Here is a 14,405-nt window from a genome sequence, read left to right on the forward strand (position 1 = left end):
GTCAACCATGTCCCAACATCGACCGCCCGCTCTGAACCGTACCGTTTCCGGCCTATCTCGCTTGAAAAGGCCCTGCCCGGCGCGTAAGAAGCCGCGACTTCTTTTTCGAGTGGAGGGTTTCCATGACGGCTCGCAATCTTCTCCTGCTGCCCGGTGACGGCATCGGCCCCGAGGCCATGGCCGAAGTCCGCAAGATCATCGCCTACATGAACGAGGAACAGGGTGCCGGGTTCGTGACCGATGAGGGCCTCGTCGGCGGTTCGGCCTATGACGCGCATGGCGTGGCGATTTCGGAAGAAGACATGGCCAAGGCGCTGGCCGCAGATGCCGTGCTCTTCGGCGCCGTCGGTGGTCCGAAGTGGGACGACGTCCCCTATGACGTCCGCCCGGAGGCCGGCCTGCTGCGTCTGCGCAAGGATCTAGAACTCTTCGCCAATCTGCGTCCGGCAATCTGCTATCCGGCACTTGCCAACGCTTCGTCGCTGAAGCCGGAACTGGTCGAAGGGCTCGATATCCTGATCGTGCGTGAGCTGACCGGCGGCGTCTATTTCGGCGAGCCGAAGACGATCACCGACCTCGGCAACGGCCAGAAGCGCGCCATCGACACCCAGGTTTATGATACCTACGAGATCGAACGCATCTCAGCCGTCGCTTTCGAACTGGCCCGCACCCGCAACAAACGTGTGTGCTCGATGGAAAAGCGCAACGTCATGAAGTCCGGTGTGCTTTGGAACCAGGTCGTGACTGCGACACACAAGGAAAAGTTTGCCGACGTCCAGCTCGACCACATGTTGGCCGATGCCGGCGGCATGCAGCTCGTCCGTGCACCGAAGCAGTTCGACGTCATCGTCACCGATAACCTTTTCGGCGATATGCTCTCCGACGTCGCTGCCATGCTGACGGGTTCGCTCGGCATGCTGCCTTCCGCCTCGCTCGGCGCTCCCGACGGCAAGACTGGCAAGCGCAAGGCGCTTTATGAGCCGGTCCATGGCTCGGCTCCCGACATCGCCGGCAAGGGCATCGCCAACCCGATCGCGATGATCGCCTCCTTTGCCATGTGCCTGCGCTACTCCTTCAACATGGTGACCGAAGCCGACCGCCTGGAAAAGGCGATCGCCAACGTCCTCGACAAGGGTATCCGCACCGGCGACATCATGGCGGACGGTGCGCGCCAGGTTGGGACCGTCGAGATGGGTGACGCGATTCTTGCAGAGTTCAAGGCACTGTCCGCCTGATCTGACTGAAGGCAAAACCGATTGAACGGCGTGGGGCAACCCGCGCCGTTTTTCGTTGGTCGACCGATTGAGGGGACCAGCGACCTCACTTCTCCGTGATAGGGCGTTTCGAAGTCGCCAACCATTGGTCATGCGGCAATCCGACATGCCAATACCTGCGTAAACCTCATCAGAAAGCATTCGCAGGCCAATGCCAGCCATCCACAAAAGGGATCGGTTGGAACATGAGCGGCTTTGGGCCGTTCAACAGGAAATGCCGGAAAACGGGCTGCCGGCGTGCGGTCCCCCCAAGACCCAGGGAGATGTTTCGATGAAGGCCATATCCGCTGACAGACACATCATCAGATACGCGATGTCCCAGCCCTATCTGGAACGGGAAGAAGAGCTCGATCTCGCTATCCGCTGGAAAGAACACGACGATCAGAGTGCACGGAACCGGATTGCCCAAGCCCATATGCGGCTTGTCATCGCCATGGCGTCAAAATTCCGAGGTTTCGGCCTGCCGCTGAACGATCTCATCCAGGAAGGATATATCGGCCTGCTGGAAGCCGCAGCCCGCTTCGACCCTGGCCGTGAAGTGCGTTTCTCGACTTATGCCGGCTGGTGGATCCGAGCATCCATGCAGGACTACATCCTGCGCAATTGGTCGATCGTCCGGGGCGGCACGAGTTCCAGTCAGAAGGCCCTGTTCTTCAACCTCCGCCGCCTTCGCGCCAAGCTTGCGCAGGGTGATAATCGTCTCTCGGATCAGGCGATCCATCAGGAAATTGCCACCGCGCTCGGCGTCAGCCTCTCGGATGTGCAGTCTATGGATGCCCGGCTCTCCGGAAATGATGCTTCGCTTCAGACGCCAGTTGCCGGGCGCAACGGAGAAGGAACCGCACAGCTGGACATGCTGGAAAGCAAAGAAGCCTTGCCGGACGAACAGGTGACCTCGATCATTGATGGAGAACGCTGGAACGGCTGGCTGAAAGATGCCCTGAACCGTTTGAACGAGCGGGAAAATCGGATCATCAAGGCCCGCCGCCTGACCGAAGACGGGGCAACGCTGGAGGAGCTCGGTGTGGAGCTCGGCATTTCAAAGGAGCGTGTTCGACAAATCGAAACGCGTGCATTGGAAAAGCTCAAAATGGCCCTGACCGACAAGGCACCGAGCGCCGCCCGCTACGAGATGGCCTATTGACCGATACTATTGATTTGGAAGGCTAAAGCCGGCGGAAACGCCGGCTTGTTTCGTTTGCGTCGACCTTTTCCTACTCGGAAATGATCTTGACCCGCATGCCAGGCGCTACAGTCGATGTTGGACCGAGAGCATTGATCAAGCGGAAGAGTTCAAGCTTTCGCTCTGTTCCCATCATGCGCGCAGACAAAGTCCCGACGGTATCTCCTGAGCCAACGGTCACGACACGCACCCGCAACGGCTTCAGCGACGCGGCCTCCTGGGGCGTGATACGTCGGAAGGATGCGCGCAACTGCGCAGCCGTGGTTTCGAGAGCAGGGCTGCCCTTCGGCACAGCGGTCAGAAAGCGGAAGATCTGCGGTCCGATACGAATAACGGTAATGTCGAAATCCCACCGGTCAGCAGAAGCCTTTGCAGTCGCGGCTTCGAGACCATTGACGGAAATCGTCTGGATCGTATCCGGCAGCAGGCCAGTAACCCAGCCACTGGAGATATAGTTTGGCAGGCTGATCTTCTGGTTGTCGGCCACACCGTCAAAGCGGATGGCCACATCACCTGGACCGGTGGCGAGCACAGCTTCGACCTTGTTGTCGATCTGGAAACCGACGGGCACGTCGAAGCGAATGCCGAGCTGCCCATGCAGGAATGTCTGGCCGCGAACGAAACCTTCCTGCGGGCTGTCGCCATAAAGAAGCCCATCGATCCCGTTGAGATAATAGTCACGACCCGTTTCGCCGTGAGTGCCTTCGGGGCCGAAGGCGCGAGCATGGCGCTTGGCGAGCTCGACGCGCTGCGGCGCGTTCGGATGGCTCGACAGGAAGTCCAGGCTCTGGTCGGCGTCTGGATCGACGGAGGTAAACTGGCTGTAGCGGGCCATGGAATCGAGGAACCGGGCAGCTGCATAAGGGTCGTAACCAGCTTCGCCCAAGGTTCGCACCCCGATGACGTCGGCCTGCAGTTCCTGCTGACGTGAGAACGCGGCAAGACGCAGTTTGCCCCGAGCAAGCGCCTGCTTGCCGGCCAGATCGCTGGAGAGAACTTCGGCGACGACCCGGCTCGCAATCACTTCCGCCTCTTCTCGGCGCTGCCGCTCGATGCCGTGATTGGCCGTCACATGCGCCATTTCATGGCTGAGCACGGCCGCGACTTCAGAGGCGTCATTGGCCAGCGCAAGCAGGCCGCGCGTGACATAGAGATAGCCCCCAGGCAAGGCAAAGGCGTTGATCGCAGGCGAGTTGAGAATGGTGATCCGGTAGGACTGGTTCGGGTTTTCCGAGACAGCCGTCAGCGCCCCGGCAATACGGGCAACGAGGCGCTCTGTCTTCGCATCGGAATATTCCCCACCATAAGACGCAACGATGCGAGGATGCTCGCGTGCACCCATCTGGGCTCGGGGATCGCCCTTCTGGACTTCCTCGACGATCTGCGGATTGCTGGAGGGCGAGACAGAAGGCTCATAGGCCTGCTCGAACAGCGACTGGCAGGAAGACAGTATCACCCCGCTCGTAACGAACGCAGCCACCGTCGACGCAAGCCTTGCAGGCCGGCGCCGCCGATCACTATCGGCAGCCATCGCGCTGTTCCGGCTGAAAAACTGCATCCTGCCCCTTCACCCTGTGCCCGATGTTCCGCCATGTCGGCAGGTCTCGGGTGCAGCATCCGTTTGCCTGGCTCCAGAATCGTTTGGAATCGATCCATGGGCTCATTTCCATAAAGCGAAACTGTCGCATCCTCTAGACCATAGTGGCCGCAACCGCATTGACCAAGCCCCTGCCGCGCTAGGCAACCATTCACTCGCCGCATGACAGGAGCGAACGACCAAATTAAGGCGAAGGTTCCCCGGAAGGAGCTACGCCAAGGAAGGCACGGACGGGAGGAAGATCGAACCGTGCAAGAAATGCTGCAGTGGGCGCATCAACCAGCACGCTCCCGGCATCGATGAAAACCACGCGACTGGCAAGGCGCTCAAGGTCACGCGGATCATGCGTCACCAGAAGCACGGTGGCGCCGGTCTCCTCGTGAAGAGCGGCCAGCAGCTCGACCATGGAGGATCGGAGGCCCGGGTCGAGCGCGGCAAATGGCTCGTCAAGCAGGAGCACAGGGCGTCGACGCACAAGCGCCCGTGCAAATGCCACGCGCTGACGCTCTCCGCCAGACAAGGATCCGGGCAGGCGTCGCTCGTAACCTGCGAGGCCAACGCGTTCGAGCGCCTGGGATATGGCCATGCGGTCGGCTGGCTGCAGCCTGAGGGCGGGATGAATGCCGAGCCCGATATTGGTGAAGAGATCCAGATGCGAAAACAGGTTGTTGTCCTGGAAGACCAGGGAAATCGGTCGTTCTGCCGGCGCCAGACGGGTAACATCAGTTCCGCCGATCTGAACCACGCCGCTGTCCGGGCGCTCAAAGCCAGATACCAGGTTCAGCAGTGTCGACTTTCCCGCGCCCGAGGGCCCGACGACAGCAGTGATTGCGGCGCTCCTGAATTCGCAGTCGAAATGAAAGCGGGTCTTACCAAGCAGGAGCCGAACATTGTCGAGTCGGACAGAGGCAGACGCTTTAGCCGGCATCGTTCTGCTCCTTCTTCTTCATGGCTTGGGGCGCTCCGATCAGTGCCAGGACCAGGCAAATTAGACCGAGGATCAGGGCAAGACCATCGGCATCGTTGCTGCGATAACTGCCCATCCGCGCGTAAATGAGTGTCGGCAAGGTGGAGATATTCTCAGAGCCGAAGAGCGCGACGGCACCGAGATCGCCCAAAGAAAGCGCCATCGCGAAGGCGAGCGCGGTCAAGAGCGGCCCCCTCAGAACCGGCCAGTCGATGAAGCGCAACCTCTGACCGACCGACAGGCCCAGGCTTTCGGAAAGTTGGCCAGTACGGGCGCGATGCTCAAAAAAGGCGGGGCCCAGCACGCGAACGGCAAAGGGCAGAGCCATCGACGCGTTGATGCCAATGACGACAACAGGCGCAAAGACGGCCACATCGCCCCGCAATCGCAACGCCAGAAACCAGCCAGTGGCAAGGACGCTGGTTGGAATGAGCAGAACCAGAGATGAAGCCCCCGAGAGACTCATGGAGAAGACGCGGGCGAGCAAAGATGCGGAATGGTCAGTGGATAGCTGGCTACGCGCTGCAATGATGCCATAGGCGCCAAGAGTGGCGACGAGACCCGCGCCCAATCCGACGAGAAGGCTGGTCGACGCCGCACGCCTGAATGCGGGTTGGGCCACCAATTGAAGTAGGTCGGCCTGCAAGCCGGAGACGACAACCTGGCCAAGCGGCAGCAAGAGAAACAGACTGGCGGACAACAGAACCATCACATCCATCATCCGGATGGCAGGGCGCCGGCCATCGAATCGGACGAAGCCCCGACCGCTGGTCGTGCCTGTGTCAGCCGCCGCAGGCAAAAGACTGAGAACCGCGAGAACGCAGCCAGTGACCGTAATCTGGACGAACGCAAGCGAGACCGCGCGCGCCGGATCAAAATCGAAGCGCAACGCCTGATAGATCGCAACCTCGATCGTGGTCGCCGCCGGCCCGCCGCCGAAGACAAGCACGAGGGTGAAACTCGTGACGCAGAGCATGAAGATCAGCCCCGCCGCTCCTGGGATGACCCGCGCAAGCACCGGCCATTCGATGAAACGGAAGGTGGACAGGGGTGAAAAACCCAGGCTTGCGGCCGAACGCCAGTATTCCGCCGGCACACGTTCCAGCGCGGACAGCATCAGACGCGTCGCAAGCGGCAGGTTGAAGAAGACGTGGGCAATCAGAATTCCGGAAAGTCCGTAGATCGAGATCGGCTGAGAAAACCCCACACCCGCGAGCACGTGATTAACCAGGCCGTTTCGGCCAAACACGCCAATCAGGCCAAGCGCGCCGATCAGGACAGGCATGCCCATCGGCACCGCCATCAGCCGGATAAGCCATTGTCGACCAGGAAACGACGGCTGACGGACAAGCGCACTGGCGACGGGCAAGGCAAGTCCGACGGAAATCAAAGTGGAGAGGAGAGCCTGCCACAGCGTGAAGCCCAGCACCGAGCGAACGACCGGATCAGAGAAAGCCTGCAGCAGCCCACCCTTACGCCCGGATAGCAGCATGACGACCGCCACGCCGACAAAGCCCAATACTGCCATCAAGACGAGAAGACCGCCCACAAGGGCGGGCAGCCTCGTGCGTCTCGGCTGATGGAGTGGGCGCAGCATCAGGCCCGTCAGTTCAGCGTCATGGCCTTGAGCCACTCGTCGATCCAGGCCTGACGACTGGCTGCCACTTCTGCCGGGCTCATCAGGAAGGTCGTCTTCGGCTGGACGAGCTTGCCGAAGGCATCCGGCAGCGGCTCGGACGTGGCGGCAACCGGCATCATCCAGTTGTTGGTGGGGATCGTGTCCTGAAAGCCGGGCTCCAGCATGAACGCGAGGAACTGGCGTGCAAGCGCCTTTTCCGGTGCATTCTTGAGGATGCCGGCAACTTCGATCTGGATGTAGTGACCTTCGGAGAAGTCAGCCGCCTGATAGCGGTCCGTCTGCTCTGCGACCATGTGATAGGCCGGCGACGTGGTGTATGACAACACCATCGGCGCCTCACCCTTGGTGAACAGGCCATAGGCCTCCGACCACCCTGGAGTCACGGTCAGCACGCGACCCTTGAGCTTCGCCCAGGCCTCAGGCGCCTTGTCACCATAGACCGACTTCACCCAGAGCAGCAGGCCGAGACCCGGCGTCGACGTGCGCGGATCCTCAATGACGATCTTCTGGCTGGGGTCACCCTCGACCAGTTCTTTCAGACTTTTCGGCGGGGTCTTGATCGTCTGCGTGTCATAGATCACGGCGAAATGCCCGTAGTCGTAAGGCACGAAGACGTCATCGGCAAAGCCGCCAGGAACCTTCGCTTTTGAGGCGTCGATCCCGGACGTATCGAACAATCCGGTCTGCTTGGCTTCCTCGACCAGGTTGGTGTCGAGCCCGAGAACGACATCGGCCTTGGAGCTTTCACCCTCGAGCTTGAGCCGGGTCAGGAGCGCAACTCCGTCCGCCACGCCGACGAATTGAACCTTGCATGCGCAGGTCTTTTCAAAGGCTTCCTGCACCTTTGGCCCCGGCCCCCATTCGGAGATGAAACTCTCATAGGTGTAGACGGTCAAAACCTTGTCGGCCGCCTGCACCGGCATGGAGAGGCCGACGGACAAAGCGGCTGCGGCAAGGCCTGCGCGGAAAATATTAGATAGACATGACGGCATGACGCCCTCCTCCAAAAGTTCATCGATATCGGGGATAGGGCGTTTTCTTTCGACGCGTCTAATCCCTCCGCCGGTGTTAACCGGATCAGGTTCCGCGGGTTGGCTTTCGCCTCTCAGCATTTCGATCCGGAAAGATCGAAAGGCACCCCGTTAGAGCAGAAGGAGAAATAGCGCGGTGGGCCGCCGAGTGCAAGGTGGCTCAAACTGCGCGGCCGCATCGCTGGTAATCGAAACGCAATCTCGCCATGCTAGGCAGACAATGAGAGTATGGTTGAACGAGCCAAGGCATGAAGGCATGACGAGTGAAATGAGCGGAAAGTCGCCCTCCGTTGATCAGACCATCGCCTCTGTCGAAGCAAGCTTCCGCCGCCAGATGGCCATTGCGCTGGACAGCTTTTGGCACTCGGCCATCCGCAACCGCATTCTGACCTTCGCCTTTGCGCTCGTCGCGGTGATCCTGGCCACGGCCTATGGCACGGTGATGCTGAACCACTGGAATGCGCCCTTCTACAATGCCCTGGAGCAGAGGAACCTGCCGGCATTCCTCCAGGAGCTACGCAATTTCGCTGCCATCGCGGGCGCGCTTCTTGTCCTCAACGTCGTGCAGGCATGGCTGAACCAGATGACAGCGCTACACATGCGGGAAGGCCTGACGCGCGACGTCATCGATCAGTGGCTCAAGGGGCGCCGCGCTTTCCGCCTTTCGATGACGAGCCCACTTGGTGTTAATCCGGACCAGCGCCTGCACGAAGATGCGCGCAAGCTCGCCGAAATGACGACATCGCTGTCGATCGGCCTGTTCAACGCGACCATCCTTCTGGTCAGCTTCATCGGAGTCCTCTGGGGCCTTTCGAGCGACATCGTCTTCAAGCTTGGAGAATGGAGCTTCCGGATTCCCGGATACATGGTGTGGGGAGCCATTCTGTATGCGCTTGCCGCATCGCTTTTGAGCCGCCTTGTCGGACATAAGCTGTCGAACCTCAACGCCGAACGTTATGCCCGCGAGGCCGATCTGCGATTTTCGCTGATGCGCGCGAATGAAAACCTCGAGGCCATTGCCGTCGCCCAGGGCGAAGAGACCGAAAGCCGTCACATCCATCAAACGCTGGACAGCGTTTTGGGATCGATACGGCATCTGGCCCTGGCACTCACCAATCTCACCTGGGTGACGGCGGGCTTTGGCTGGCTGGCGATCATCGTCCCGATCCTGATCGCCTCGCCCGCCTATTTCTCCGGCACCATCACGTTCGGTGGCCTGATGATGGCGGCAGCGGCCTTCACCCAGGTCTATTCGGCTCTCCGCTGGTATGTCGACAATTTCGGCCAGATTGCCGACTGGCGCGCCGCCCTGCTCCGCGTCACGGTATTCCGTGCCGCTCTGGCTGCCATGGACATCGAGGCGCTGGATGCCCCCAGAATCGAGATCGGTGCGTCAAAGGACGGAATACTAAGTCTGAAGGGCATCGTGATCGGGCCACGCATACCAGGCGAAGGCAATCCGGCCGCCTTTCGCCTCGTCGAACGGGATGTGGAAATCGTTCCCGGCGAGCATGTGATGGTCAATGGCGACCAGGGGGTCAATCGCAAGCTGTTCTTCAATGCCCTTGCGGGCCTGTGGCCATTCGGAACGGGAAAGATCCTTCTCCCCGCTACGGCGGATATCCTCTACGTGCCGCAGATTGGCTACCTGCCGGAAGGCAGGTTGCGCAGCCTGCTCGCCTATCCCGTAGCGTCTACAAATTTTACCGATGCTGACATAACGGCTGCATTGGAGAGGGTCGGACTGCAGCATCTCGGCACGCGACTCGATGAGCGCGCGCGCTGGGAACGGCTTCTCGACAAAGACGAACAGATGGCGCTTGCCTTCGCCAACATTCTCCTGCGCAAACCACGCTGGATCGTGATGCACGACGTGCTGGAGGGGTTGGAGCCGGAGACAGAGGCTCGTCTGGCAGCGTTGCTCGGAGAAATGACCGGCACGACCCTGCTCTACATCGGCCGTTCCGCCGCTTTCGCTAAGGCCACCGACGCGAGGCTGGTGCATCTTGAGCGCGTGACGGATCTCGCATCCTGAATCTGAAACTCACCCCTCAAGTTCCTCGCGCAGCATTTCGAGTTCCAGCCATTCCTCTTCCCACCGCGTGATGTCGGCACGAAGCTTCTCCATTTCCGCCGCCAACGTGTTGAAGGTCGCTGGATCCTTCGTGAAGAGGTTGGGATCAGCCATCTTCGCTTCGCGTGCAGCGATCTCCTTTTCCGCCTTCTCCATCTCCTTCGGCAGGTTTTCGAGCGCGAATTTCTGCTTGAAGGACAGCTTTCCCTTGCCCTTCGAGCCAGTCTCCGCCGGCTTTCCGCCGCCCACGTCCTGGGTCTTGGCCTTCTCGGCCTTCTCCGCACGCTTGCGCTCGTCCTCGACGCCCTTGCGCTGGGCCAGCATATCCGAATAGCCGCCGGCATATTCGATCCAGCGACCGTCAGGCGCATCCGGATTGGCCGGCGCGATGGTTGATGTCACGGTCCGGTCGAGGAAGTCGCGGTCATGGCTGACGAGAATAACCGTGCCAGCATAACCCGCCACGATCTCCTGCAACAGGTCGAGCGTCTCGATGTCGAGGTCGTTGGTCGGCTCATCAAGGATCAGCAGGTTGGAAGGCTTCGCCATGATCCGCGCCAGCATCAGCCGCGCGCGTTCGCCGCCAGAGAGATTGCGGATCGGCGTGCGCGCCTGTTCCGGCTGGAAGAGAAAATCCTTCATGTAGCCGGTAACATGCTTCTGTTCGCCGTTCACCAGCAGGTTCTCGCCCCGGCCATCGGTCAGGTAATGGGCAAGCGAATCATCCGGGTTGAGGTCCTCGCGCTTCTGGTCGAGAACCGCAATTTCCAGATTGGTGCCGAGCTTGATCACGCCGTCGTCAGGCTGCAACTGGCCAGTTAACATCTTCAGAAGCGTCGTCTTGCCGGCACCATTCGGACCGATCAGGCCGATACAATCGCCACGATGTACGCGGATCGAGAAGGGGGCGACGATGGTCCGCTCACCATAGGCCTTGGTGATCTTTTCCGCCTCGACGACGAGCTTACCGCTTTCGCGGCCTTCGCTAACCGCAGCCTGGATCGTGCCCTGCGGCCCCTTATGACCGCGATAATCGGCCCGCAAAGCCTGCAAGTTGCCAAGGCGCCGCATGTTGCGCTTGCGCCTTGCCGTCACGCCATAGCGCAACCAGTGCTCTTCGCGTTCGATCTGCCGGCCAAGCTTGTGCTGCTCGATTTCTTCCTCTTCCAGCACCTTGTCGCGCCACTCCTCGAAATGGGCAAAGCCCCGGGCGAGGCGCCGTGACAGGCCGCGATCGAGCCAGACGGTGGCAGTTGATATCTTCTCAAGAAACCGGCGGTCATGGGAAATCAGAACAAGCGCGCTTCGCGTCTTCTGCAGCTCGCCTTCCAGCCATTCGATCGTCGGCAAGTCGAGGTGGTTGGTCGGCTCGTCGAGCATCAGGATATCAGGCTCCGGCGCCAGCACGCGGGCAAGCGCCGCGCGCCGCGCCTCGCCGCCGGAGAGGCGTGTCGGATCTTCCTGACCGGTAAGGCCGAGATGCTCGAGCAGATAGGTCACGCGATAGGGATCGTCACCCGGTCCCAGCCCCGCTTCGGCATAGGCCTGCACGGTGGCATAGCCGGCAAAATCCGGCGCTTGTTCAAGGTAACGGATCGTCGAAGAGGGGTGGCGAAAGACTTCGCCCGATTGAGCCTCGACAAGACCAGCTGCGATTTTCATCAGCGTCGATTTGCCCGAACCGTTACGTCCCACCAGGCAGATACGGTCTCCGGGTTCCACCTGCAGTCCGGCTCCATTCAGCAGCGGCGTGCCACCGAAAGACAGGAAGATGTCGTCGAGTTTCAGAATGGGAGGCGCCAAGGCTTCAGGCTCCGGAAAAATCGTAAGGGCGCGCCAGAAGAACAGCGCGGCCACGGGTGAGCGAGACCGAAATTGGACCTTCGGCAACATTGGAAATGGTACGCGACGACCCGAAGGCCAGCGAGAAATCGGTGAGCGGATAGCGTGCGTTGCGGATTGTCAGCCCCTCAAGCGCGGTAAAACCCAGCACCGAGAAGAGAGCTCCCTTGGGCAGTTCCAGTTCGAGCTCACTTTCGTCGGCAAAGGGATAGGCCTCTTCCTCGCCGGAGGTCAACACGACCTCGAACCCATCTTCGACAAGGCCGAGAGCATTCAGATGGTGCTGGAGCGCGTGGTCGGACCGCTCGCCGCCGAGCGCGCCGGCGACAATGAGACGCGTGGCACCGCGTGCAATGGCTTCGGCAACAGCAATTTCGCCGTCGGTAGCCGCCTTGGTCGCGGGATAGGTTCTGCGCTCGACATTCGGCCATTGTGCGATAAGGGCCGCATCGCTGCTGTCGAAGTCGCCGGCCCAAAGCTCAGGCACAATCCCGAGAGCGGATGCATGCCGCATGCCGCTGTCGGCGGCGATCGCACGGCTGCCCGCAGTCAGCGCTTTAAGGCGGTCCGTCACAGTCAGATGTCCGCCAAGGAGGATAGTAAAGGACGCAGTTTTCATGCGCCTGCCCTTAGCGCATCTTCAGGCAAAAGGGAAAGGCGAATGCTCGATGCTGGTACGAGACGGGAAGCCAATGAAAGGGAACAGGCCGGCAGGCATCGAGAACTGCCAGCGCCCCGCGACTACCGCTTCTTCGCGCCCGACGTCTCGGCGCTCTTCATCTGGGTATTGAAGGTGGAGACCGGCGCGGATGACGGCTTCTCCTTGTCCTTCTTCGGCTTTCTTACTTCGCGGTTCGAACGCTGCTGGCCTTTAGCCATGATACCTGTTCCTTGCTTTTCGTCGTTGGTTCGGGCACGCAGCCATGGCTGCGGTCCGGGTCGATGTCGTCTTCCGCTACACAACGATCGAACCCCTCGCTTTCAAAGCGGATTCGATATTGCAGAGCGCCGCCGGTCTCCGGCAGGGTTGCGAGTATTTTGCAGACCCCGGTCGTCCGGGCGAGACGGACGGGACCGTCCTTGAGGACGATCATGGCGCCGACCGGATATTTATGTCTGCTCATTCGAGCCTCCTCCGCACGTCCTCCGCTGCGGTACGGTAAGCCCGATCGGCTAGAAGGCCGACCGGTGTGTTCATCGGAGAAAGGCACGAATTGAAGATCTCTGCATGAAGCAGCGGATGGATCGGCAGTGGTGGAGCCTGGATGAATGCCTCAGGCCCAAACCTGTCCTAGAGGAGTGGGCATAGCATAGAAGGACAGGCAAAAACTCTGTTATTTCAGCCTGTCAGATCTGTAGGGAAATACAAGTTATATCTCACCCTCCCTCCAGTCCGCAGTGCAGCAGCTTGCACCCCGGCCACCGCCTCGCTAGCCTCGCCAATCAGGTATCGGCGTGGCAGCGAGAGGGACAAGATAGATCAATGCAATTCGAGGGAACCGCCGATTACGTTGCAGACAGGGATCTGATGATTGCTGTGAACGCCGCGATCCGTCTGGAGCGGCCCCTGCTCGTCAAGGGAGAACCCGGCACGGGCAAGACCGAACTCGCCCGTCAGGTTGCCTCGGCACTCGGCCTCGACATCCTGGAATGGAACGTAAAGTCCACGACCAAGGCACAGCAAGGGCTATACGAATACGATGCGGTCTCGCGGCTACGCGACAGCCAGTTGGGTGAGGCGCGCGTCAACGACGTCCACAACTACATCCGCCGTGGCAAGCTCTGGCAGGCGTTTGCAGCGGAAAAGAAGGTGGTGCTGCTGATCGACGAGATCGACAAGGCCGACATAGAATTTCCCAACGACCTGCTCCAGGAACTCGACCGCATGGAGTTCCATGTCTACGAGACCGGCCAGACCGTGGCAGCGCGTGTGCGTCCGATCGTCATCATCACCTCAAACAACGAAAAGGAACTGCCCGATGCTTTCCTGCGCCGTTGTTTCTTCCACTACATCCGCTTCCCGGATGCAGAGACGCTGGAGCGGATTGTGGAAGTCCATTACCCCGGCATCAAGAAGACCCTGATCCGCAACGCCCTTACGCAGTTCTACGAAATCCGTGAGACACCCGGATTGAAGAAGAAACCGTCGACATCCGAGGCGCTCGACTGGATCCGGCTCCTGGTTTCAGAGGACATCGATCCCGCAGACTTGCGCGGCGATCCGAAACAGTCACTGCCGAAGCTGCATGGCGCCCTGCTCAAGAACGAACAGGACATCCATCTCTTCGAACGACTTGCCTTCTTGGCCCGTCGCGAACGGTAGAACAGAGAGGCCAATCGAAGCCACTCAGTGGAGACCGAACAGCCTCAGAAGTTCTTCTCTTTGCCGAACGAAGTGCGAATTGCTACGATCACGCGGGCGCGGAATATCGATGTCGATGAACTGCGGCTCGCCGCCCTTTTCGCGGGGGAGCACCAGGATCCGGTCGGCAAGGAAGATTGCTTCTTCGAGATCGTGGGTCACCAGCACAGTCGTGACGTCCTCCTCCTTCCAGATCCGGGCCAGTTCCTGCTGCATCCCGATCTTGGTCATCGCATCAAGTGCACCAAGCGGTTCGTCGAGCAGGAGGATTTCCGGCTAGCCGTCGCTATGCGGATGCCTCCGATATTCTTCATGCCTAGCCCGGATCTCGCGCGGCGCGCGGCTTTGATGTGGGCGGCGAGGTCGCTAACGGGACAAGGTACCTCGACAACATCACCGAGCAGAATGTTCGCTCCATCAAGACGCTGACACTGCC

Annotated in this window: 11 protein-coding genes, 1 pseudogene and 1 riboswitch; of the genes and pseudogenes, 4 read left to right on the forward strand and 8 right to left on the reverse strand. The window is 60.4% G+C overall.

Annotated features, from left to right (window positions below; translation table 11 throughout):
• Positions 1-122: 122 nt before the first annotated feature.
• Positions 123-1,235, forward strand: a complete 1,113-nt coding sequence (gene leuB / locus DMY87_RS10935; RefSeq protein WP_110791325.1) for a 3-isopropylmalate dehydrogenase — start codon at positions 123-125, stop codon at positions 1,233-1,235.
• Positions 1,236-1,545: 310 nt separating this feature from the next.
• Entirely contained in the window at positions 1,546-2,418 is an 873-nt protein-coding gene (locus DMY87_RS10940; protein ID WP_110791326.1) for an RNA polymerase factor sigma-32, read from the forward strand.
• Positions 2,419-2,488: 70 nt separating this feature from the next.
• On the opposite strand, the gene DMY87_RS10945 is transcribed toward DMY87_RS10940, so the two are convergent.
• The 4 genes from DMY87_RS10945 to thiB form a co-directional block, all read right to left on the reverse strand.
• Entirely contained in the window at positions 2,489-3,988 is a 1,500-nt protein-coding gene (locus tag DMY87_RS10945; RefSeq protein WP_245408885.1) for a M48 family metalloprotease, read from the reverse strand.
• Positions 3,989-4,238: 250 nt separating this feature from the next.
• Entirely contained in the window at positions 4,239-4,982 is a 744-nt protein-coding gene (locus tag DMY87_RS10950) for a thiamine ABC transporter ATP-binding protein (protein ID WP_110791328.1), read from the reverse strand.
• On the reverse strand, positions 4,972-6,618 hold the full coding sequence (gene thiP, locus DMY87_RS10955) for a thiamine/thiamine pyrophosphate ABC transporter permease (protein WP_110791471.1): 1,647 nt from the start codon (positions 6,616-6,618) through the stop codon (positions 4,972-4,974). The genes DMY87_RS10950 and thiP overlap by 11 nt, the downstream gene beginning before the upstream one ends.
• Positions 6,619-6,626: 8 nt before the next feature.
• Positions 6,627-7,652, reverse strand: coding sequence for a thiamine ABC transporter substrate binding subunit (gene thiB / locus DMY87_RS10960; RefSeq protein WP_110791329.1), 1,026 nt, complete (start codon positions 7,650-7,652; stop codon positions 6,627-6,629).
• Between the two features lie 45 nt (positions 7,653-7,697).
• Positions 7,698-7,812, reverse strand: a riboswitch (TPP riboswitch).
• Positions 7,813-7,947: 135 nt separating this feature from the next.
• On the opposite strand from thiB, the gene DMY87_RS10965 reads away from it, so the two are divergent.
• Positions 7,948-9,726 carry an ABC transporter ATP-binding protein/permease gene (locus DMY87_RS10965; protein WP_110791330.1) on the forward strand — a complete coding sequence of 593 codons (1,779 nt, stop codon included), beginning with the start codon at positions 7,948-7,950 and terminating at the stop codon, positions 9,724-9,726.
• Between the two features lie 9 nt (positions 9,727-9,735).
• On the opposite strand, the gene DMY87_RS10970 is transcribed toward DMY87_RS10965, so the two are convergent.
• The 3 genes from DMY87_RS10970 to DMY87_RS24160 form a co-directional block, all read right to left on the reverse strand.
• On the reverse strand, positions 9,736-11,568 hold the full coding sequence (locus DMY87_RS10970; RefSeq protein ID WP_110791472.1) for an ABC-F family ATP-binding cassette domain-containing protein: 1,833 nt from the start codon (positions 11,566-11,568) through the stop codon (positions 9,736-9,738).
• A gap of 4 nt (positions 11,569-11,572) precedes the next feature.
• On the reverse strand, positions 11,573-12,226 hold the full coding sequence (locus DMY87_RS10975; RefSeq protein WP_110791331.1) for a thiamine diphosphokinase: 654 nt from the start codon (positions 12,224-12,226) through the stop codon (positions 11,573-11,575).
• A 122-nt stretch (positions 12,227-12,348) separates the two neighbouring features.
• On the reverse strand, positions 12,349-12,486 hold the full coding sequence (locus DMY87_RS24160; RefSeq protein ID WP_165826202.1) for a hypothetical protein: 138 nt from the start codon (positions 12,484-12,486) through the stop codon (positions 12,349-12,351).
• 604 nt (positions 12,487-13,090) lie between these two features.
• Here DMY87_RS24160 and DMY87_RS10985 point away from each other — a divergent pair.
• The gene (locus DMY87_RS10985) at positions 13,091-13,930 is read left to right on the forward strand and encodes an AAA family ATPase (protein ID WP_110791333.1); all 840 of its coding nucleotides are present in this window, start codon (positions 13,091-13,093) and stop codon (positions 13,928-13,930) included.
• Positions 13,931-13,954: 24 nt separating this feature from the next.
• Here DMY87_RS10985 and DMY87_RS10990 read toward each other — a convergent pair.
• Positions 13,955-14,245: pseudogene (locus tag DMY87_RS10990) on the reverse strand (ABC transporter ATP-binding protein); the annotation flags it as partial.
• Positions 14,246-14,405 lie beyond the last annotated feature (160 nt).

Origin of the sequence: Peteryoungia wuzhouensis (assembly GCF_003205195.1) — a bacterium.
GTDB lineage: Bacteria > Pseudomonadota > Alphaproteobacteria > Rhizobiales > Rhizobiaceae > Allorhizobium > Allorhizobium wuzhouense.